This is a genomic window from Paraburkholderia sp. BR10936 (genome assembly GCF_040965735.1).
Lineage (GTDB): Bacteria > Pseudomonadota > Gammaproteobacteria > Burkholderiales > Burkholderiaceae > Paraburkholderia > Paraburkholderia nodosa_A.
In genome coordinates this window covers 60,124-79,976 of the sequence record NZ_JBFRCM010000004.1, presented here as the reverse complement: position 1 = coordinate 79,976, position 19,853 = coordinate 60,124, and the positions used below count along the sequence as shown (strand labels likewise).

Below are 19,853 nucleotides of genomic sequence, written 5' to 3'. Positions count from 1 at the left end.
TTCCTCTAAAAATTAAAAAAACGAGCCGCGCTGCCGCAGTGGCTTACCTGAACGTCTTGATGTCTTCCGCAAGACGCGCTGTAAAGGCATCGACGGGCATGACACCCAGATCGACGCCGCCACGGGCACGCACGGCTACCGTTTGTGCTTCACGCTCCTTGTCGCCGACGACAAGCAGGTAGGGGACCTTCTCAAGCGTGTGCTCGCGTATTTTATAGCTAATTTTCTCGTTGCGCAAATCGGCCACCACTCTAAGCCCTTGTTTTTGCAACGATTGGACCAGATTCGCGGCATATTCGGCCTGACTTTCCGCGATATTCATCACAACGGCCTGCACCGGAGCGAGCCACGGCGGCATCGCGCCGGCATGGTGCTCGATCAGAATCCCGAGGAAGCGCTCCATCGAACCGAGGATGGCCCGGTGCAGCATGATCGGGCGGCGGCGGCTGTTGTCCTCGGCCACGAACTCGGCGCCAAGGCGCTCCGGCAGGACCATGTCGAGCTGCAGCGTACCGCACTGCCACGAGCGGCCGAGCGCGTCCTTGATGTGGTACTCGACCTTCGGACCGTAGAACGCGCCCTCGCCCGGCAGTTCTTCCCACTGCAGACCGCAGGCCGTGAGCGCCTCGCGCAGGCCCTGCTCGGCGCGATCCCACGTCTCATCCGTCCCCGCGCGCGAATCCGGGCGCAGCGAGAGCTTGATGTCGATGTGATCGAACCCGAAATCCTTGTAAATGCTCATCGCCAGCGTGTTGAAGGCGATCGACTCGCTGATGATCTGATCTTCCGTACAGAAGATGTGCGCATCGTCCTGGACGAAGCCGCGCACGCGCATGAGACCGTGCAACGCGCCCGACGCCTCGTTGCGGTGGCACGAGCCGAACTCCGCGTAGCGCAGGGGCAGATCGCGGTACGAGCGCAGGCCATGGTTGAACACCTGGACGTGGCCCGGGCAGTTCATCGGCTTGATCGCGTAGTCGCGCTTTTCCGACTCCGTCGTGAACATGTTTTCACGATAGTTCTGCCAGTGACCCGACGCTTCCCAGAGCGAACGGTCCATGATCATCGGCGTCTTGATTTCGTCGTAGCCGGCCAGGCGCAGGCGGCCGCGCATGTACTGCTCGACCTGCTGCCAGAGCGTCCAGCCCTTCGGGTGCCAGAACACCATGCCCGGCGACTCGTCCTGCATGTGGAACAGGTCGAGCTGCTTGCCGAGCTTGCGGTGGTCGCGCTTTTCGGCCTCTTCGAGCATGTGGAGGTACTGATCCTGGTCTTCCTTCTTCGTCCAGGCCGTGCCGTAGATGCGCTGCAGCTGCTCGTTCTTCGAGTCGCCGCGCCAGTAGGCGCCCGCGACCTTCATGAGCTTGAAGACCTTCAGTTTGCCCGTGGACGGCACGTGCGGGCCGCGGCACAGGTCCGTAAAACCGCCGTGCGAGTACAGCTTGATTTCCTGGTCGCCCGGAATCGACTCGATGATCTCGGCCTTGTACTTCTCGCCGATGCTCTTGAAGTAGTCCACGGCTTCGCCGCGCGTGACGACGCGGCGCGACACCGGCTCGTCCTTCTTCGAGAGTTCCTGCATGCGCTTTTCGATCTTCTCGAGATCTTCCGGCGTGAAGGGACGGTTATAGGCGAAGTCGTAATAGAAACCGTTGTCGATGACCGGTCCGATCGTGACCTGCGCTTCCGGATACAGCTCCTTCACCGCGTAGGCGAGCAAGTGCGCCGTCGAGTGACGGATGATGTCGAGGCCGTCGGCGTCCTTGTCCGTGACGATGGCGAGCGATGCGTCGCGATCGATCAGCGTCGACGTATCGACCAGTTCGCCGTCGAGCTTGCCGCCGAGCGCCGCCTTGGCGAGGCCGGGGCCAATCGAAGCCGCCACTTCGGCGACCGTGACGGGATGATCGTACTGTCGAACCGAACCGTCGGGCAGACGTATCGCAACCATGTTTTTCTCCAGAAGTGCCGCGCAGGCACATCGTATTGTTCGTGGGGAACAGACCGCGGAAAACTTCGCAGCGAAAAAAAATGCGGCCCCGCTTTCGAGGGGCCGCATTCACTTTTCAAACCTGACTGCAGAGGCGAAAGAGGTCCTCGACTAGCGTCGCTCCGAAGTAGTTTCGGTAAACGTTCGCGGTGTCATAACCGTATTCGCCTTATGGCTGCTTCCTTTGCAGGCGCAGCGCGCTGTGTGCATTTACTGCCTTGAGCCCCCGGCAAAGCCAGGGATTCGATTTCGTTGGTAGGCTCGATTGGACTCGAACCAACGACCCCCACCATGTCAAGGTGGTGCTCTAACCAGCTGAGCTACGAGCCTGAAGAAGGAAGATTATATGAAGTAGCCGCAGACTTGGCAAGCATTTTTTGCAGCGCGGCAATCTTTGCCTGCCTCGTCTGGCCGCCTCAGCCCCTGCGCGACGCCCGCTGCACTCCGCCCACCTCACCGAGCAGCACGCAGGCGCGCTGGATCTGCGCCGAACTCGACACTTCCACCGTGAACTGCATGTACGCCGCATTGCGGCGAGACTGCGTCTTCACGCCGATCACGTTCATCTTCTCGCGCGCGAACACTTCGGAGATGTCGCGCAGCAAACCCTGGCGGTCGGTCGCCTCGATCGAGATGTCGACCGGGTAGACCGACTGACCGCGCCCGCCCATCACGTCGGCGGACCACGTGGTGTGCAGCACGCGCTCGGGCGCGCGGGCGGCCATGCGCCGGAAGGTCGGGCAGTCGCTGCGATGGATCGACATGCCCTTGCCGCGCGTGACGAAACCGCTGATCGCGTCGGGCGGCGCGGGCCGGCAGCAGCGCGCGAGCTGCGTAAGGAGCGCGTCCACGCCCACCACCAGCACGCCCGACGATCCGCCATGCGCGACGTTCGCGCCGCTCGCGCGCTTGGTGAGCTGCTCGGGCGTCTCCTCTTCGGGCTCGGCCGCGGGCGCGTCGTGCAGCGCGTGCTCGACGTTGCGCAGGCTGAACTCTTCCTTGCCGACCACGCTGAAGAGATCGTCGGGCGACTTGAAGCCCAGCTTGGCCGCGAGCTGATCGAGACTGACCGACGTGCGGCCCTCGCGCTGCAGCGTCTTTTCCACCATCGCGCGGCCGTTGGCGATGTTTTCCTGCGCCTCGATCGCGTTGAACCACGCGCGGACCTTCTGGCGCGCACGCGGGCTCTGGAGATAACCGAGCTGCGGATTGAGCCAGTCCCGCGACGGGCCGCCCTCTTTCACCGAGACGATTTCGACCGTCTGGCCGTTGCGCAGCTGGGTGTTGAGCGGCACCATCGCGCCGTCCACGCGCGCGCCGCGGCAGCGATGGCCCAGTTCGCTGTGCAGGTGATAGGCGAAGTCGAGCGGCGTTGCGCCCTGCGGTAGCGCGATCACGCGCGCCTGGGGCGTGAGGACGTAGATGTGGTCGTCGTCGAGGGTGGCCTGGCGCAACTGCTCCCACGGCTGGCGCCCATCCGACACATCGTCCTTCCAGGCGAGCAGCTGGCGCAGCCACGCGATCTTCTCGTCGTAGCTGCTGCTCGCGCTGAACTGGCCGCCGTAGCCCTTCGCACCGGCTTCCTTGTAGCGCCAGTGCGCGGCCACGCCGTATTCGGCGAACTGATGCATCTCGTGCGTGCGGATCTGCACTTCGAACGCGCGGCCGTCGTCGCCGATCACGACCGTATGCAGCGAGCGATAACCGTTGGGCTTGGGCCGCGAGATGTAGTCGTCGAATTCCCTCGGCACCGGCTGCCAGAGGTTGTGCACGATGCCGAGCACCGTGTAGCAATCCTTGATGTCGGGCACGATCACGCGGAACGCGCGCACGTCGTAAAGCTCGGAGAAGTCGATCTCCTTGCCGCGCATCTTCTTCCAGATGCTGTAGATGTGCTTGGGCCGCCCGCTCACCTCGGCCTGGATATGCGCCGCGGCAAGCTCGCTCTGCAGCCGCGCGATCGCCTCGGACACGTAGCTCTCGCGCTCCACGCGCTTTTCGTCGAGCAGCTTTGCGATGCGCTTGTAGGTATCGGGCTCCTGGAAGCGGAACGCGAGGTCTTCGAGTTCCCACTTCAGTTGCCAGATGCCGAGGCGGTTGGCGAGCGGTGCGTAGATTTCGAGCGTCTCGTGCGCGATCTCGGGCGCCGGCTTGATCTTCGCCGCCGCATAAAAGCGCAGCGACTGCAAACGCGACGCGAGCCGGATCAGCACGACGCGAATGTCCTGCGCGAACGCGAGCAGCATCTTGCGCAGCGACTCGACCTGCGCGCGCCGCGCCGCCTGGGCGTCGCGACTTTCGCGACCCGCTTCGGGCACGGCGTGCTGCGCCGCGCGCAGGCTCACGGTGCCGAGCCGCAAGAGCTTGCGCACGTCGAACACGAGCTTCGCGACTTCCGCGCCGAAGCGCGCTTCGAGCGCGCCTTCCGGATCGTCGAGATGCGGCGCGAGATTGAAGAGCGCCGCGGCAAGCACCGCAGGCGGGTCGACATTGAGCCGGCTCATGATGACTGCCGTGCCCTGCGCATGCTCGATGAGCGGCTCGCCCGTAGAAAGACGTGCGTCGCCGGCGTGCTCGCGCACGAACGCAAGCGCGTCGTCGAGCGACGGCAGCGCGCCGGGATCGGCGGTAACCGCGGGGGAAGGAGGAACGGTGTCGCTACTCATGAGGCGATGCCCACCGGCTTGCCGGACGGGCGACAACGAAAAGGATCAAACCAGCTGCGCTCAATCGCGCTGCGCAGCCACCACGACGATCTCGACCAGGCATTCCGGATTCGCGAGCTTCGCTTCGACCGTCGCGCGCGGCGGCGTCGCGCCTTGCGCAACCCACTTGTCCCACTCGGCGTTCATGCCGGGGAAATCCTTCATGTCGGCGATATAGATCTGCACCGAGAGCAGCAGCGACTTGTCGCTGTTCGCTTCACCCAGCAGACGATCGATGTGGCCGAGCACTTCGCGCATCTGGCCGCCGATGTCTTGCGTCGTGTCTTCGGCGATCTGGCCAGCCAGGTAGACGGTGCCATTGTGGATGGCGGTTTCCGAGAGACGCGGGCCAACGTGGTGACGAATGACTGCCATGAAAATTCCTGTTGAGAAGTGAAAAACGGTCGACTTCCGGACCGGCACGATCCGCTGCGCATCGGCGCGCGCCGGAATATGCCGGCCAATCTCATATTATGACGCGCGAAGGGCCTCGCCGTCGAAGAAACGGCGCGCGATCGCGATCTGGTCGGGCGCGAGGAAGGCCGGCGCGTGCCCGACGCCCTCGATTTCGACGCTCGATACCTGGCGCCCGGTCGCGACCATCTTTTCGACGGTTTCACGCGAAAGCAGGTCCGAAAGCGCGCCGCGCACGACGAGCACAGGCCCTTCGAACGCGGCGAGCGAGCGCCACAGGAACTTCTCGCCCTCCTCGTTCTGCTCGGGCGTGATCGACTTGAAGGGCTCCGCAATGCGCGGGTCGTACCGGTAGCGCCACGTGCCTTCCACTTCATGCAGCAACGGCGTATTGATCTCGCGCCATTCATCGGCACTCAGCGGACCGAACGAGGCCGCGAGAAGCGCCGCGTTGTCGATGCCTTCCTGGAGCGTAGCGAAAGACCCGCCTTGCCCGACGTACTCGCCGATGCGCGTGAGCGACGCGGGTTCGATATGCGGCCCGACGTCGTTGAGCAGCATGCGGCCGATGGGCGCGCCCGGCAGCCCCGCGAGCGCGATGCCGATCAGGCCGCCCATCGACGTGCCGAACCAGTCCACCTTCTCCACGCCGGTACGTGCGAGCAACGTGACCATGTCGGCCACATACTGCGCGACGCCGTAGCCGCGCGGGTCGAGCAGCCACGATGACAGCCCCCGCCCTGCCACGTCGGGGCACACGACACGATACCGGTCGGCCATCGCGGCCGCGAAGCGGTCGAAGTCGCGCCCCGAGCGCGTGAGTCCATGCACGCACACGAGCACGCGCGGGTTGGCGGGGTCGCCCCACTCGGTGTACGCGATGCGGTGCAGGCCCGCGGGACTGAGACACTGGACGTATTGCTGGCGCGGCACTGCGGTCGATTCGGTCATCGCGGAATCCTCGCTCGAAGGCGCATCAAGGCTTTCGGCCGATTGTAAACGGCTTTGCCGCACGGCATCGTCGGTCAAGCCGCACGCGGACCGTGCGCAAGCCATGCGCAAAAACGAAACGGGCGAGACCGAAGTCTCGCCCGCCGCCAATCGTGCTTACGCGACGACGTTCAGCCCACGGCGCTCACGTCGAGCGGCGCGCCGGTCTTCGCCTTGATCTCGTCGATCGTGACACCCGGTGCGAGTTCGGTCACCTTCAGACCCGCATCGCTCACTTCCATCACGCCGAGGTCGGTGATGATGAGATCGACCACGCCCACGCCCGTCAGCGGCAAGGTGCAGGCCTCGAGGATCTTGTGCTGGTCGCCCTTCGCAACGTGCTCCATCAGCACGACCACGCGGCCAACGCCCGCCACGAGATCCATCGCGCCGCCCATACCCTTGATCATCTTGCCGGGGATCATCCAGTTGGCCAGGTCGCCCTTCTCGCTCACCTGCATCGCGCCGAGGATCGCCAGGTTGATGTGGCCGCCGCGAATCATCGCGAACGAGTCCGCGGACGAGAAAATCGACGAGCCCGCCAGCGTTGTCACGGTCTGTTTGCCGGCGTTGATCATGTCGGCGTCCACTTCGTCTTCGGTCGGGAACGGGCCGATGCCGAGCAGGCCGTTTTCCGACTGCAGCCACACTTCCATGCCCGCGGGTACATGGTTGGCCACGAGCGTGGGCAGCCCGATGCCGAGGTTCACGTAGAAGCCGTCCTGCAGTTCCTTCGCCGCGCGCGCGGCCATTTCGTCACGATTCCAAGCCATGGTCGGTCTCCTTCCTCAGTTGCCCGCGGGTTTGCCAGCTGCGGCGCGCACGGTGCGTTGTTCGATGCGCTTTTCCGGGTGCGCGTTGAGCACGATGCGCTGCACGAAGATGCCCGGCGTATGAACGGCGTCCGGATCGAGTGCGCCGTTCTCGACGATCTCTTCCACTTCCGCCACGGTGATCTTGCCCGCCATCGCGCACATCGGGTTGAAGTTGCGCGCCGTGCGGCGGAACACCAGGTTGCCCGACTTGTCGGCCTTCCACGCCTTCACGAGCGCGACGTCTGCCGTGAGCGAATGCTCGAGCACGTAGTGCTTGTCGCCGAACTGGCGCGTTTCCTTGCCTTCGGCGATCAGCGTGCCGAAGCCGGTATTCGTGAAGAACGCCGGGATGCCGGCGCCGCCCGCGCGCAGCTTTTCAGCCAGCGTGCCTTGCGGCGTGAATTCGAGTTCGAGTTCGCCCGACAGATACTGGCGCTCGAATTCCTTGTTCTCGCCCACGTAGGAGGAGATCATTTTCTTGATCTGGCGCGTCTCCAGCAGCAGGCCGAGGCCGAAGCCGTCCACGCCTGCGTTGTTGCTGATGCAGGTGATGCCCTTCACGCCCGTATCGCGCAGTGCGGCGATCAGGGCTTCGGGAATGCCGCACAGCCCAAAACCGCCAACCGCGAATGTCTGGCCGTCCTTGACGATGCCCTCGAGCGCGGCAGCCGCGCTTTTATAGACCTTGTTCATCAGTGTGTCCCTTCCTCGAATGGAAATCCGCCAATCCGGTTTGTCGCGCGGACGTCTGGCGCGTCCGGATGTTCAATTCTAGTCATGCCCCGGCGGCGCTGCCGTGAAGCCGGCAGCCCGGCCGGGCCGTGCGCACGGGCCCAAACGAGCCGCGCGAGCCTGGAAAACTGCCCCTCCGATGGGTGCAAAGCGTACGCTGGCCCCCTGTTGCGGCACAATACGCAAAACTACATAAAGCAATACCCGCACCGTCCGCCATGGCTGCTCCCACCCAATCCGTCGAACGCTCCGCGCTCGACTACCAGACCGCGTTCCATCTCGCGCCCATCGGCCTCGTACTGGCGCGCGAGCGCACCATCGTCGACTGCAACGACCAGGTCGCCGCAATCTTCTGCTGCGTACGCGAGGCGCTGATCGGCCAGTCGTTCCAGGTGCTCTACCCTTCCGCGGACGAGTTCGAGCGCATTGGCGCACGCATCCCGCCGATCATGACGGCGCAAGGCAGCTATGCCGACGACCGCATCATGAAGCGCGCCAACGGCGAACTCTTCTGGTGCCACGTCACGGGGCGCTCGCTCGATCGCGCCGAGCCGCACGCGGCGGGCGTCTGGACGTTTGAAGACCTGAGCGCGACGCGCCGCGTGGCCATCGAGCTCACGCCGCGCGAGCGCGAGATCGCCGCGCAGCTCGTTACGGGCAAGACCAGCAAGCAGATCGGGCGCGTGCTCGATATCAGCCCGCGCACCGTGGATGTCTATCGCGCGCGCCTCATGCGCAAGTACGACACCGGCAACGCCACCGAGCTGCTGCAGCGGCTGCTCGGCCAGTAAGGACGCCAGGGCCGCGCACTGCGGGGCAGCGCGCGACATCGGGGCGCTCAGCCTATCCGGTCGGACTTCACCAGTCCGGCATGCTCGATGGTGGCGCGCAACATATCGGGAATCGGCACCGATTTGCCTGCCGCGTAGTCGATCCACACACAGCGCGCGTTCCCGCGTGCGTAGAGCGTGTCCGGCTCGTCGGCGCGGCGCAGTTCGAAACCGGTGTCGAAGCTGCTGCGGCCGGGCTGGCCGACCGTCATCGTGCAGACGATGTCGCCGGGGTAATGCAGTTGCTTGAGAAATTCCATCGAAGCATTGACGATCACGGGGCCCTGTCCGTCGCCGCTCTCGGAGGCCACGCCAAGATGCTCGAACCAGGAAATGCGCACCTGCTCCATGTAGCGGAAATAGACCGTGTTGTTCACATGGCCGAACGCATCCATGTCGCCCCAACGGATCGGCATGGTCATTTCAAATACGGGGTGGTAGTCACTCATTGCACTTCAACTTCGTGTTGTTGCGGAAAACAGAATGCCGGGCGCCGGCCGGACTCGCCTCAGTTCAGGTGAGCCCGAAGCCGTCGTCGGCGGTGATGATCGAACCGTTGATGAACGACGACTCGTCGGCGGCGAGCAGCAGCAGCAGGCCGTCCAGGTCTTCGGGTTTGCCGACGCGGTGGCGCGGCAGCATCGAAACGAGCTTTTGCCCCTGCTCGGTCGACCAGTGGTGGTGGTTGATCTCCGTGTCGATGTAGCCCGGGCAGATCGCGTTCACGTTGATGCCGTGGCGGCCCCACTCGAGCGCCATCGCCTTCGTCATGTGGACGACGGCGGCCTTGCTGATCGCGTACAGGCCGATTTGCGGCAGCACACGCAGACCCGCGACCGAAGCGATATTGATGATGCGGTAGGCCGGCTTCGGGCCGCCGCCGTTGCCGCGCATGATCATCCGTTTGGCCACTTCCTGGGCCACGAAAAAGGCGCCACGCGTGTTGGTATCGAACACGTATTCGAAGTCGGCGGGCGTGACGTCGGCGAGCTTTTGCGTCGTGGAGACGCCCGAGTTGTTGACGAGGATGTCGATGGTCCCCGCCTCGGTTTCCGCGTGCGCGACCGCCGAGCGAATGCTCTGGTAGTCGGTCACGTCGAGCGAGACGACGTGCGCGGCGCCCCCGCTCGCCTCGATTTCGGCGCGCAGCTCCTTGAGCCGCTCCACGCGGCGACTCGCCAGCACGACCTTTGCGCCCGCCTGCGAGAGCACCTGGGCGAAGCGCTTGCCGAGCCCGCTGGAGGCCCCCGTGATCATCGCGACCTTGCCTTCCAGATTGATCGAACGGCCCATTTCCGGTTCCTGTTCAGAGGTAAATAGGCGCCAGAACGCGGCGGGGTCGGCCCGCCAAATCTGACGCCACAGAATAGAACGGTCGTGCTAATGTTAGCCTGTTGGGTTGCGGCACGGGGAACGTTACCCGACAATACGATCCCGAAAAAAGCATTCTAATGGCAAGAGGAGCATTGATGACCCCCGCAAGTCTTTTAGAGCAATACGGCCCACGCGAGTCGATGGAATACGACGTGGTGATCGTCGGTGGCGGCCCCGCCGGGCTGTCTGCTGCGATCCGCCTGAAGCAGCTGGCCGCGGAGAAAGGCGCTGAAATCGGCGTCTGCGTGCTGGAGAAAGGCTCGGAAATCGGGGCGCATATCCTCTCGGGTGCGGTCATGGACCCGCGCGCCCTGAACGAGCTGATGCCGGACTGGAAAGAGCAAGGCGCACCGCTGAACGTGCCCGTGACCGAGGACAAGTTCCTTTTTCTTTCCGAAACGGGGGCTAAGGCTGTGCCGAACTGGGCGCTGCCCGACAACTTCAAGAACCACGGCAACTACGTCATCAGCCTCGCGAACGTCACGCGCTGGCTGGGCCAGCAGGCCGAAGCCCTGGGCGTGGAAATCTTCCCCGGCTTTCCGGCTGCCGAAGTGCTCTACAACGACGACGGCTCGGTCAAGGGCGTTGCCACCGGCAACATGGGTGTGGGCAAGGACGGCGAGCCCACCGAAAACTTCCAGCTCGGCATGGAGCTGCACGCGAAGTACACGCTGTTCTGCGAAGGCTGCCGCGGGCATCTGGGCCGTCAACTGAACGAGAAGTTCAAGCTGGGCAAGGACTCGGACCCGCAGGTCTACGGCATCGGCATCAAGGAACTGTGGGAGATCGATCCTTCGAAGCACCAGCCCGGCCTCGTGATCCACACCGCCGGCTGGCCGCTCGAGTCGGACACGTACGGCGGCTCGTTCCTGTACCACATCGACAACAACCAGGTGATGGTGGGCTTTGTCGTCGGTCTTGCGTACCAGAACCCGTATCTCTCGCCGTTCGAGGAATTCCAGCGCTACAAGACGCACCCGGAAATCCGCAAGTACCTCGAAGGCGGCAAGCGCGTCTCGTACGGCGCGCGCGCGATCACGGCAGGCGGCCTGATGTCGCTGCCCAAGCTCGTGTTCCCGGGCGGCGCGCTCGTGGGCGACGACGCGGGCTTCCTGAACGCCTCGCGCATCAAGGGCAGCCACGCGGCGATCAAGACCGGCATGCTGGCCGCCGATGCGGCGTTCGAAGCCGTGCAGGCAGGCCGCCAGAGCGATGAACTCGCGGCTTACCCGGCAGCGTTCAAGCAGTCGTGGCTCCACACGGAACTGTACAAGGCGCGCAACTTCAAGCAGTGGATGAGCAAGGGCCTGTACCTGGGCACGCTGATGGTGGGCATCGAGCAGAAGCTGCTGGGCGGCAACGTGCCGTGGACGCTGCATCACCAGCATCGCGACCACGAGATGCTCAAGCCCGCATCGCAGTGCAAGCCGATCGAGTATCCGAAGCCCGATGGCAAGCTCACGTTCGATCGTCTGTCTTCGGTGTTCATCTCGAACACGAACCACGAAGAGAACCAGCCCGCGCACCTCACGCTCAAGGACGCGAGCGTGCCCGTGAACGTGAACCTGCGCACCTACGCGGGCCCCGAAGCGCGCTTCTGCCCGGCCGCGGTGTACGAGTTCATGAAGAACGACGACGGCAGCGACCGCCTGCAGATCAACGCGCAGAACTGCGTGCATTGCAAGACCTGCGACATCAAGGACCCGACGCAGAACATCGTGTGGGTCACGCCCGAAGGCGGCGGCGGGCCGAACTATCCGAACATGTAAGTCCGACAGGCGAAAAAAAGCCGCTTCAGGTGTGAGCCTGAAGCGGCTTTTTGTTGCCTGCGCAACGCGTGCGGCTCACGTCGCAGCGATCGGCATCACTCGTCGCTGGCCGCGATCTTCGGCGTCGTCACGACGACGTCGGCATTCTGCGCGCGGTGGCGCATTGCGTGATCGATCAGCACGAGCGCGAGCATGGCTTCGGCGATCGGCGTCGCGCGAATGCCCACACACGGGTCGTGGCGCCCGAAGGTCTCGACCGTTGCGGGATCGCCCGCCTTGTCGATCGAGCGCCGCGGCGTGCGGATGCTCGAGGTCGGCTTGATGGCGATCGAGACGGTAATGTCCTGCCCCGTCGAAATACCGCCGAGCACGCCGCCGGCGTGATTACCGTGGAACCCGTTGGGCGTGAGTTCGTCACCGTGCACCGAGCCGCGCTGTGCGACGCTCGCGAAGCCCGCGCCGATCTCCACGCCCTTCACCGCGTTGATGCCCATCATGGCGTGCGCAATGTCGGCATCGAGCCGGTCGAAAAGCGGCTCGCCCCAGCCTACCGGCACCCCGCTCGCCACCACGTTCACGCGCGCACCGATCGAGTCGCCGTCCTTGCGCAACGCATCCATGTAGTCCTCGAGCTGCGGCACGACGTCGGCGTTCGGCACGAAAAACGGGTTCTCGTGCACGTGCTCCCAGCTCACGAACGGCACGTCGATCTCGCCAAGCGCGCGCATGTAGCCGCGAATTTCCACGCCGAAGCGCTCGCGCAGCCACTTCTTCGCCACCGCCCCCGCCGCGACAGTGGGCGCCGTGAGGCGCGCCGACGAGCGGCCGCCGCCGCGGTAATCGCGAATGCCGTACTTCTGCCAGTAGGTGTAGTCGGCATGACCGGGACGGAAGGTCTCGACGATGTTGCCGTAGTCCTTGCTGCGCTGGTCGGTATTACGGATCAGGAGCGCGATGGGCGTGCCCGTGGTGAGCCCTTCGAACACGCCCGAGAGAATCTCGACCTTGTCCTCTTCCTGGCGCTGCGTCACGTGACGCGACGTGCCGGGGCGGCGGCGGTCCAGGTCGATCTGGATGTCGGCTTCGGTGAGCGCCATGCCGGGCGGGCAGCCGTCGATGACGCAGCCAATGGCCGGGCCGTGGGATTCGCCGAAGGTGGTGACGGTGAAAAGCGTACCGAGCGTGTTGCCGGACATGGCGGTCGTCCAAAGTGAATCGGGGAATCCAATATTATGCCAGCCCGCGCGCGGCGACGCCCGACCGGGCGGTCGGCCTGTCGGGCGAGCGCCGGGTGAGAAGCGGCGGCGCGACGCCGGTTGGGCGACGCGTGCGCGCCGCGCCGCATGGCCCGGCGTCAGCGCCGCGCGCCGCGCAGTTCCGTCACCGTCTCCTGCAAGCGCTCAAGCGTAGCGTCCGCCGCCGCGATCGGCTCGCCCACCGCGAGCGTCAAACGGCTCGTCAGACCGCGTCGCAGCGGCCGCTCCTGGCCGGACCCCGCGAAGCGCGAAAACGCACTGCCCCACAGCCCGCGCAGCGCCATCGGCACGACCGGCACGGGCGAGCGCCGCAAGATTTCGCTCACGCCGTGGCGAAACGGGTTCATCTCCCCGGTGCGGGTGAGCTTGCCCTCGGGAAAAATGCAGACGAGGTCGCCCTCGGCCAGCGCGGCCGCGCACGCGTCGTAGGCAGCGGCGAGCGCATTCGGGTCCTCGTGCGCGGGCGCAATCGGAATGGCCTTGGCGTGGCGGAACACCCAGCCGACGAACGGCGAGCGGAAGATCTGCTGATCCATCACGAAGCGGATCGGGCGCGGGCTCTCGGCCATGATGACGATCGCATCGACATAGCTCACGTGATTGCAGACGAGCACGGCCGCGCCCTCGGCCGGTATGCGTTCGGTATGCACGAGCCGCACGCGGTAGACCGTATGTACGAGCACCCACGCCACGAAGCGCAGCAGGAACTCGGGCACGAGCGTGTAGATATAGGCCGCCACGACGATATTGAGCAGCGCCGTGGTCAGAAAGATGCCGGGAATGCCGACGCCTGCGGATGTGAGCGCCATCGCCATGAGCGCCGAGACGATCATGAAGAGCGAATTGAGGATGTTGTTCGCGGCGATGATGCGCGCGCGGTGGCTGGGCGCGCTGCGGCTCTGGATCAGCGCGTAGAGCGGCACGCTGTAGAAGCCGCCGAACATGGCGAGCAGGAACAGGTCGGCGAGCACGCGCCAATGCGCGGCGATGCGCAGGAATTCGCCCACCGAAAGCAGATGGGACGCGGGAGGCAACGCGTGGCTCGCAAAGAAGAGATCGATGCCGAACACGCTCATGCCGATCGAGCCGAGCGGCACGAGGCCCACCTCGATGCGCCGCCGCGAGAGCCGGTCGCAGAGCAGCGACCCCGAGCCGATGCCGAGTGAAAACATGGCGAGCAGCACGGTCACGACGTCGGGGTCGGCCGACATCACGTCCTTCGCGAAATTGAAGAACGAGGCGAGAAACGTTGCACCCACGAACCAGAGCCACGAGATGCCGAGCAGGCTCAGGAACACGGTGCGGTTGCCGTGCGCGAGGCGCAGGTTGCGCCAGGTTTCGGAAACCGGATTCCAGTTGATGCGCAGGTCCGGCTGCGACGGCTCGCACGGCGGCACGAAGGCCGACGCCACGCGCCCCACGAGCGCGATGACAATGCACATGCCGCCGAGCCACCATGCACCAAGGGGCGGCCCCAGGTCCGCATGCGCCGACGCGGGATCCATCGCGCCGATACCCGCCGCCACGCCCCCGACGATCGTGCCGAGCAAAATCGCGACGAACGTGCCCATCTCGACGAGCCCGTTGCCGCCAACCAGTTCATCGGGCGCAAGGCGCTGCGGGAGGTACGCGTACTTGACCGGCCCGAACACGGTGGAATGCACGCCCATCAGGAAAGTGCACGCGTACAGCAGCGGCGCGCTGTGCATCCAGAAGCCGGCCGCGCCGATCAGCATGACCGCGATCTCGAAGGTCTTGACCCAGCGCGTGAGCATCGCCTTGTCGTACTTGTCGGCGACCTGGCCCGAGGTCGCGGAAAATAGCACGAACGGCAGGATGAAAATGGCCGAGATGAGGAACGCGACCGTCTTCGGATCGACGCCGGAAAAGCGCGCGGCCTGATAGGTGACGAGCGAGGTGAAGCCGATCTTGAAGACGTTGTCGTTCATCGCCCCGAGGAACTGCGTCCAGAAAAACGGGGCGAAACGACGCTGGCGCAGCAGCGCGAACTGCGAAGCGTGGTCACCCTCATGGTGCGCTTTGCGTTTGTCGCGCTGCGCTGCGGGCATCGGTCTATCGTTCATCGAACAGGAATCGCACTGACGGAATTCATGGGGCCCAGACGCGAAAAAGCGCGCCTGACGCGCGCTTTTCCATACTGATCAATCGGGCGAAAGGGCTGCGCTCAGCGCGCCGGCTGACGCTCCTCTTCGGGCCAGTCGCGAATATACGCCTTGAGCAGCTTGTTTTCGAAGCCCTGCGCTTCGACCACGGCCTTCGCCACGTCGTAGAACGAGATCACGCCCATGAGCGAGCGGCTTTCCATGACCGGCAGGTAGCGTACGTGGTGCTCGAGCATCATGCGGCGCACTTCGTCGACCTCGGTCTCCGGCGTGCAGGTGATGGGATGATCGTCCATGACCTTGCGGATCGTCGTGGTGCCGACGCTGCCGCCGTTTGCGCGCAGCGTGAGGATGATCTCGCGGAACGTGAGCATGCCGACCAGATCGCCGTACTCCATGACGACGAGCGAGCCGATATCGTGCTCGGCCATGGTGTTGACTGCCTCGTTCAGCGCAGTGTCGGGCGTGACGGTGTAGAGCGTATTGCCCTTCACCTTGAGGATGTCGCTGACACGCATGATGTGTCTCCAGGAATGCCGCTAGTAATGGGGGAAATGCTGAAAAGATGCCTACCTGATTCGATCCTAGCGGAAAGATTGTTAAAAGGAAAGCCGCGCGGCGGGCCCTCCGCGGCGTACCGAAACGTCTGTCGAAAGCCGTAGCGAGGGGTTTTCCGGCGCGAAAACGGCCACACGGGGCGCGCCCCATCAGGCCCGAAAAACGCCCGGCCGGGCGTCCCCGCGCCCCGCCGCCGGTGTTACGATGCCCTTCATCTCGATACCAGGCCGGTTCGCGCCGGCGCGCCGCCACGATGTCATCGAATCCCGCATCCAATCCCGATAGCCGCTTCGACACGCTCGCGCTGCATGCGGGCGCGGCGCCCGACCCCGCCACCGGCGCCCGCGCGACGCCGATCTACCTCACCACCTCGTTCTCGTTTCGCGACACCGACCACGCCGCCGCGCTCTTCAACATGGAGCGTGCGGGCCATGTGTATTCGCGCATCTCGAACCCGACCGTCGCCGTGTTCGAAGAGCGCGTCGCCGCGCTCGAAGGCGGCGCGGGCGCGATCGGCACCGCGAGCGGCCAGGCGGCGCTGCATCTCGCGATCGCGACGTTGATGGGCGCGGGCTCGCACATCGTCGCCTCGGCGGCGCTTTACGGCGGCTCGCACAACCTGCTGCACTACACGCTCAAGCGCTTCGGCATCGAAACGACCTTCGTGAAGCCCGGCGACCTCGACGCCTGGCGCGCGGCGCTGCGGCCCAATACGCGCCTGCTGTTCGGCGAAACGCTCGGCAACCCGGGCCTCGACGTGCTCGACATCGAAGCCGTCGCGCAGATCGCGCACGCCCATGGCGTGCCGCTCCTCGTCGATTCGACGTTCACCACGCCTTACCTGCTGCGCCCCTTCGAGCACGGCGCCGATCTCGTCTATCACTCGGCCACCAAGTTCCTCGGCGGCCATGGCACGACGATCGGCGGCGTGCTGGTCGATGGCGGAACGTTCGACTTCGAAGCGTCGGGCCGCTTTCCCGAACTCACCGAACCCTATGCGGGCTTTCACGACATGGTGTTCAGCGAGGAAAGCACGGTCGCGCCCTTCTTGCTGCGCGCGCGGCGCGAGGGCCTGCGCGACTTCGGCGCGTGCCTGCATCCGCAGGCCGCGTGGCAATTGCTGCAAGGCATCGAAACGCTGCCGCTGCGCATGGAGCGGCATGTGGCGAACGCGCGGCGCATCGTCGAATATCTCGCCGCGCACGAGGCGGTCGAATCGGTCGCGTGGCCGGAACTGCCGAGCCATCCCGATTACGCGCTGGCGAAGCGCCTGCTGCCGCGTGGCGCGGGCGCGGTGTTCAGCTTCAATCTGCGCGGCGGCCGCGCGGCGGGCAAGCGCTTCATCGAAGCGCTCACCCTGTTCTCGCATCTGGCCAACGTCGGCGACGCGCGCTCACTCGTGATCCACCCCGCCTCGACCACGCATTTCCGCATGGACGCCGCGGCACTGGCCGCCGCCGGCATCGCGGAGGGCACGATCCGGCTCTCGATCGGGCTCGAAGACCCTGCCGACCTGGTCGATGACCTCAAGCGCGCACTGAAGGCGTCGCAAAAAGTGGACGCATCGAAAGGCAAGTCCGCCGGCAAGGAGGCGTCATGATCGTCGATGTCGCCGGCAAACCGGTCTATGTCTACACGGCCTCGCACGCGATCGACCACGCGCTGCCGTTCGCGGTGTTCGTCCACGGCGCGCAGCACGACCACAGCGTCTGGGCGCTGCAATCGCGCTATTTCGCCAACCACGGTTTCAATGCGCTGGCCGTCGATCTGCCCGGCCATCTGCGCAGCGCGGGTCCGGCGCTCACGAGCATCGGCGCGCTCGCCGACTGGCTCGCCGCACTGCTCGACGCGCTGAACGCCCCGCAGGCCTTCGTCGCCGGCCATAGCATGGGCTCGCTCATCGCGCTCGAATTCGCGGCACGCCATCCCGAACGCGCGCAGCGCATCGCCCTGCTCGCCACCGCGTTCCCGATGACGGTCGCGCCTACCCTGCTCGAAGCCGCGCGCGAGCGTGAGCCGGAGGCGATCGCGCTCGTCAACGCGTGGTCGCACTCGACGCTCGCCGCCAAGCCGTCGAGCCCGGGGCCCGGCTTCTGGCTGCGCGGCATGAACCAGCGGCTCATGGAGCGCGTCTCCGCGCGCGGCGAGCCGCAGCTTTTTCATACCGATTTCGCGGCGTGCAATGCCTATGCGGACGGCCTCGCCAGCGCCGCGAAAGTCCGCTGCCCGGTGCGCCTGATCGTCGGCAAACGCGATGCGATGACGCCCCCGCGCGCTGCGCGCGCCCTCGCCGACGCCCTCGCCCAAGCGGGCACGCCCGTGGACACGGTCACGCTGGACGCCGGCCACGCGCTGATGACGGAGCAGCCCGATGCGACGCTCGATGCGCTCTACGGTTTTGCAACGCAACAAACACCGCGCGTGGGCAACGGCTGACGGCTGTGACTTGCCCGGGTTGCACGGTCGTTCGGAACGCCGCAGAATGGCTCAATCAACCATCCCCTGCGTACCCGCGCAGAAAGGAGGAGACGATGCAACCCACCACGCATACCGAGCACTTTTCGAGCTTCGCGCAGTTCTATCCGTTTTACCTGAGCGAGCACAGCAATCTCATGTCGCGGCGGCTGCATTTCATCGGCTCGCTTGGCGTGATCGGCTTCGTCTGCATGGCGATCGCCACCGGCAACTGGCTCTGGTTGCCGCTTGCCGTCGTGTGCGGCTACGGCTTCGCGTGGGTCGGCCATTTCAAGTTCGAGAAGAACCGCCCGGCCACCTTCCGTCACCCCATCTACAGCTTGATGGGCGACTGGGTCATGTTCGCGGATATCTGCCGCGGCAAGATTTCCCTTTGATTCGAATTTGATGCGACGGCGCGCCTGTCATGGGCGCGCCGCCTCGTCATGCCGCCGGATGCGGGAGCACTGGCGGATGCTCCTCCGTGAGCGCCGGGAGACGCCGCGTCGCGAGCAGCGACGCGAGTGAAATCGCGAGCTTGTCGTTGTCGAGCGCACCCAGCAGCAGGTGCGCGTCGATACTGCTCGACTTGAGCTGATACGCCAGTTCCTCGCGATCGATCGCAAAGCGGTCGAAGATGCGCGTCACCGAAATGCGCGCAGGATTGCCGATCAGCAGGAACAGCGTTTTCGCACGCTCCTCCTGCTCGAGACGCCCCACGAGTTCGTCCTCTTCGAGGCCGTCGATCAGTCGCCTGACCGTGGCCAGGTCGCGCCGCAGCAGCTGCGCGAGCTGCTCGGTCGTGCGGCCCGGCTCGCCCGCTTCCCGCGCATCGGCGAGACCCGCGAGCAGTTCGAGCGCGTCGAGCAGATCGCTGCCCGGAAAGCGCGGCCGGTCGAAGCGCCCGGTGCGGATTTCGGGCAAAGCGGAGGTGATCATCGCGCCCACGAGCGTGATGAACCAGCTCAGGTACATCCATAGCAGGAACATCGGCGCGGCCGCGAAGGCGCCATAAACAGCCGTATAAGTCGGAATACGCCGCACGTAGTAACCAAAGCCACGCTTGGCCGCCTCGAATGCGATCGCCGCTGCGATGCCGCCAACCAATGCGTCGCGCCACTGCACGCGGCAGTTCGGCAGATACACATAGAGCATCGTGAACGCGAGCGACGTCAGCGGCAGCGAGGCGCCGATCAGCATCCAGTCGAGGATGCCCGAAACGTGCTGCTCGGTCGCGATCACGGCCGAACGCGTGAACACGTACGAGGAGATCGACAGGCTCACGCCGATCAGGATCGGCCCGAGCGTGAGAATGGCCCAGTAGACGAGCACGCGCTGCGCGAACGGGCGCGCCTTGCGCACACGCCAGATCAGATTGAAGGCCGACTCCACGGTCATCATCGTCATGACCGAGGTGACGAAGAGCACGATCATGCCCATCGTCGTGAGGCCCTTGGCCTTCGAGGCGAACTGGTTCAGGTACTTGAAGATCTGGCTGTTGATCTGCGCCGGCATGAGGTGATCGGCGAGAAAGGCCTGCAGCGAGTTCTGGAACGAAGCGAAGATCGGGAACGCGGTGAAAAGCGCAAACGCGACCGTGGCGAGCGGCACGAGCGAGAGCAGCGTGGTGAAGGTGAGGCTGCCCGCGACCTGCGCAATGCGATCTTCGCGACTGCGCCGCGCCGCGAAACGCGCGAGGCGCTTCACGATGTCCAGATCGATCTTCACCCTCGACAGCACATCCATTGGCCTGCTTTCCTCGCCACCGTGAACACGTTGATTGCCGCGCTTTCTTGACGCCGTTTTTTTGCCTCTGATCCGGCGCGCACGCAGTGTACCTATT

At 65.2% G+C, this 19,853-nt stretch carries 17 protein-coding genes and 1 tRNA gene; 5 read left to right on the top strand and 13 right to left on the bottom strand.

The genetic code is table 11. The annotated features are described in order from the left end of the window. Positions 1 to 43 precede the first annotated feature (43 nt). The 7 genes from thrS to AB4Y36_RS09875 all read right to left on the bottom strand — a co-directional run bounded on the left by thrS (position 44) and on the right by AB4Y36_RS09875 (position 7,607). A complete protein-coding gene (gene thrS, locus AB4Y36_RS09905; RefSeq protein WP_368682865.1) occupies positions 44 to 1,951 on the bottom strand; it encodes a threonine--tRNA ligase in 1,908 nt (635 codons plus the stop codon). 292 nt (positions 1,952 to 2,243) lie between these two features. Continuing rightward, a tRNA-Val gene (locus AB4Y36_RS09900) sits at positions 2,244 to 2,320 on the bottom strand. An 86-nt stretch (positions 2,321 to 2,406) separates the two neighbouring features. Further along, entirely contained in the window at positions 2,407 to 4,656 is a 2,250-nt protein-coding gene (locus AB4Y36_RS09895; RefSeq protein WP_342945945.1) for a bifunctional (p)ppGpp synthetase/guanosine-3',5'-bis(diphosphate) 3'-pyrophosphohydrolase, read from the bottom strand. A gap of 60 nt (positions 4,657 to 4,716) precedes the next feature. Further along, positions 4,717 to 5,070: a RidA family protein gene (locus tag AB4Y36_RS09890; protein ID WP_069268191.1), complete on the bottom strand. Its 354-nt coding sequence runs from the start codon at positions 5,068 to 5,070 to the stop codon at positions 4,717 to 4,719. Positions 5,071 to 5,166: 96 nt separating this feature from the next. Continuing rightward, complete coding sequence (locus AB4Y36_RS09885; RefSeq protein WP_368682864.1) at positions 5,167 to 6,060, bottom strand: alpha/beta fold hydrolase; 894 nt, start codon at positions 6,058 to 6,060, stop codon at positions 5,167 to 5,169. 170 nt (positions 6,061 to 6,230) lie between these two features. Then, entirely contained in the window at positions 6,231 to 6,872 is a 642-nt protein-coding gene (locus AB4Y36_RS09880; protein ID WP_069268193.1) for a CoA transferase subunit B, read from the bottom strand. Positions 6,873 to 6,887: 15 nt separating this feature from the next. Continuing rightward, on the bottom strand, positions 6,888 to 7,607 hold the full coding sequence (locus tag AB4Y36_RS09875; protein WP_069268194.1) for a CoA transferase subunit A: 720 nt from the start codon (positions 7,605 to 7,607) through the stop codon (positions 6,888 to 6,890). A gap of 257 nt (positions 7,608 to 7,864) precedes the next feature. On the opposite strand from AB4Y36_RS09875, the gene AB4Y36_RS09870 reads away from it, so the two are divergent. Continuing rightward, positions 7,865 to 8,437, top strand: coding sequence for a LuxR C-terminal-related transcriptional regulator (locus AB4Y36_RS09870; protein WP_069268195.1), 573 nt, complete (start codon positions 7,865 to 7,867; stop codon positions 8,435 to 8,437). 47 nt (positions 8,438 to 8,484) lie between these two features. Here AB4Y36_RS09870 and AB4Y36_RS09865 read toward each other — a convergent pair whose 3' ends face one another. Together AB4Y36_RS09865 and AB4Y36_RS09860 are read right to left on the bottom strand one after the other, a co-directional pair. Continuing rightward, on the bottom strand, positions 8,485 to 8,925 hold the full coding sequence (locus tag AB4Y36_RS09865) for a thioesterase family protein (RefSeq protein WP_069268196.1): 441 nt from the start codon (positions 8,923 to 8,925) through the stop codon (positions 8,485 to 8,487). A 64-nt stretch (positions 8,926 to 8,989) separates the two neighbouring features. Next, entirely contained in the window at positions 8,990 to 9,769 is a 780-nt protein-coding gene (locus AB4Y36_RS09860; RefSeq protein WP_028204260.1) for an SDR family oxidoreductase, read from the bottom strand. A gap of 176 nt (positions 9,770 to 9,945) precedes the next feature. Between AB4Y36_RS09860 and AB4Y36_RS09855 the strand changes: the two genes are divergently transcribed. After that, entirely contained in the window at positions 9,946 to 11,619 is a 1,674-nt protein-coding gene (locus tag AB4Y36_RS09855) for an electron transfer flavoprotein-ubiquinone oxidoreductase (protein ID WP_368682863.1), read from the top strand. Positions 11,620 to 11,714: 95 nt separating this feature from the next. Here the strand turns inward: AB4Y36_RS09855 and aroC are convergent, their stop codons facing one another. The 3 genes from aroC to AB4Y36_RS09840 all read right to left on the bottom strand — a co-directional run bounded on the left by aroC (position 11,715) and on the right by AB4Y36_RS09840 (position 15,516). Beyond that, on the bottom strand, positions 11,715 to 12,815 hold the full coding sequence (gene aroC / locus AB4Y36_RS09850; protein WP_368682862.1) for a chorismate synthase: 1,101 nt from the start codon (positions 12,813 to 12,815) through the stop codon (positions 11,715 to 11,717). 158 nt (positions 12,816 to 12,973) lie between these two features. Continuing rightward, entirely contained in the window at positions 12,974 to 14,959 is a 1,986-nt protein-coding gene (locus tag AB4Y36_RS09845) for an MFS transporter (RefSeq protein WP_368682861.1), read from the bottom strand. A gap of 101 nt (positions 14,960 to 15,060) precedes the next feature. Beyond that, positions 15,061 to 15,516: a CBS domain-containing protein gene (locus AB4Y36_RS09840; RefSeq protein ID WP_069268653.1), complete on the bottom strand. Its 456-nt coding sequence runs from the start codon at positions 15,514 to 15,516 to the stop codon at positions 15,061 to 15,063. A 293-nt stretch (positions 15,517 to 15,809) separates the two neighbouring features. On the opposite strand from AB4Y36_RS09840, the gene AB4Y36_RS09835 reads away from it, so the two are divergent. The 3 genes from AB4Y36_RS09835 to AB4Y36_RS09825 all read left to right on the top strand — a co-directional run bounded on the left by AB4Y36_RS09835 (position 15,810) and on the right by AB4Y36_RS09825 (position 18,408). Next, positions 15,810 to 17,156, top strand: a complete 1,347-nt coding sequence (locus AB4Y36_RS09835; RefSeq protein WP_342945950.1) for an O-acetylhomoserine aminocarboxypropyltransferase — start codon at positions 15,810 to 15,812, stop codon at positions 17,154 to 17,156. Further along, positions 17,153 to 17,992, top strand: a complete 840-nt coding sequence (locus AB4Y36_RS09830) for an alpha/beta hydrolase (protein WP_368682860.1) — start codon at positions 17,153 to 17,155, stop codon at positions 17,990 to 17,992. Before AB4Y36_RS09835 ends, AB4Y36_RS09830 begins: the two co-directional genes overlap by 4 nt. A gap of 95 nt (positions 17,993 to 18,087) precedes the next feature. Continuing rightward, positions 18,088 to 18,408, top strand: coding sequence for an Mpo1-like protein (locus AB4Y36_RS09825; protein WP_069268656.1), 321 nt, complete (start codon positions 18,088 to 18,090; stop codon positions 18,406 to 18,408). Positions 18,409 to 18,454: 46 nt separating this feature from the next. Here AB4Y36_RS09825 and AB4Y36_RS09820 read toward each other — a convergent pair whose 3' ends face one another. Continuing rightward, on the bottom strand, positions 18,455 to 19,756 hold the full coding sequence (locus AB4Y36_RS09820; RefSeq protein WP_368682859.1) for a YihY family inner membrane protein: 1,302 nt from the start codon (positions 19,754 to 19,756) through the stop codon (positions 18,455 to 18,457). Positions 19,757 to 19,853 lie beyond the last annotated feature (97 nt).

What these genes read in the sequence shown, in the direction of transcription:
- thrS (WP_368682865.1), bottom strand. Translation starts at nt 1,951, where the DNA reads ATGGTTGCGATACGTCTGCCCGACGGTTCGGTTCGACAGTACGATCAT.
- AB4Y36_RS09895 (WP_342945945.1), bottom strand. Translation starts at nt 4,656, where the DNA reads ATGAGTAGCGACACCGTTCCTCCTTCCCCCGCGGTTACCGCCGATCCC.
- AB4Y36_RS09890 (WP_069268191.1), bottom strand. Translation starts at nt 5,070, where the DNA reads ATGGCAGTCATTCGTCACCACGTTGGCCCGCGTCTCTCGGAAACCGCC.
- AB4Y36_RS09885 (WP_368682864.1), bottom strand. Translation starts at nt 6,060, where the DNA reads ATGACCGAATCGACCGCAGTGCCGCGCCAGCAATACGTCCAGTGTCTC.
- AB4Y36_RS09880 (WP_069268193.1), bottom strand. Translation starts at nt 6,872, where the DNA reads ATGGCTTGGAATCGTGACGAAATGGCCGCGCGCGCGGCGAAGGAACTG.
- AB4Y36_RS09875 (WP_069268194.1), bottom strand. Translation starts at nt 7,607, where the DNA reads ATGAACAAGGTCTATAAAAGCGCGGCTGCCGCGCTCGAGGGCATCGTC.
- AB4Y36_RS09870 (WP_069268195.1), top strand. Translation starts at nt 7,865, where the DNA reads ATGGCTGCTCCCACCCAATCCGTCGAACGCTCCGCGCTCGACTACCAG.
- AB4Y36_RS09865 (WP_069268196.1), bottom strand. Translation starts at nt 8,925, where the DNA reads ATGAGTGACTACCACCCCGTATTTGAAATGACCATGCCGATCCGTTGG.
- AB4Y36_RS09860 (WP_028204260.1), bottom strand. Translation starts at nt 9,769, where the DNA reads ATGGGCCGTTCGATCAATCTGGAAGGCAAGGTCGCGATGATCACGGGG.
- AB4Y36_RS09855 (WP_368682863.1), top strand. Translation starts at nt 9,946, where the DNA reads ATGACCCCCGCAAGTCTTTTAGAGCAATACGGCCCACGCGAGTCGATG.
- aroC (WP_368682862.1), bottom strand. Translation starts at nt 12,815, where the DNA reads ATGTCCGGCAACACGCTCGGTACGCTTTTCACCGTCACCACCTTCGGC.
- AB4Y36_RS09845 (WP_368682861.1), bottom strand. Translation starts at nt 14,959, where the DNA reads ATGAACGATAGACCGATGCCCGCAGCGCAGCGCGACAAACGCAAAGCG.
- AB4Y36_RS09840 (WP_069268653.1), bottom strand. Translation starts at nt 15,516, where the DNA reads ATGCGTGTCAGCGACATCCTCAAGGTGAAGGGCAATACGCTCTACACC.
- AB4Y36_RS09835 (WP_342945950.1), top strand. Translation starts at nt 15,810, where the DNA reads ATGTCATCGAATCCCGCATCCAATCCCGATAGCCGCTTCGACACGCTC.
- AB4Y36_RS09830 (WP_368682860.1), top strand. Translation starts at nt 17,153, where the DNA reads ATGATCGTCGATGTCGCCGGCAAACCGGTCTATGTCTACACGGCCTCG.
- AB4Y36_RS09825 (WP_069268656.1), top strand. Translation starts at nt 18,088, where the DNA reads ATGCAACCCACCACGCATACCGAGCACTTTTCGAGCTTCGCGCAGTTC.
- AB4Y36_RS09820 (WP_368682859.1), bottom strand. Translation starts at nt 19,756, where the DNA reads ATGGATGTGCTGTCGAGGGTGAAGATCGATCTGGACATCGTGAAGCGC.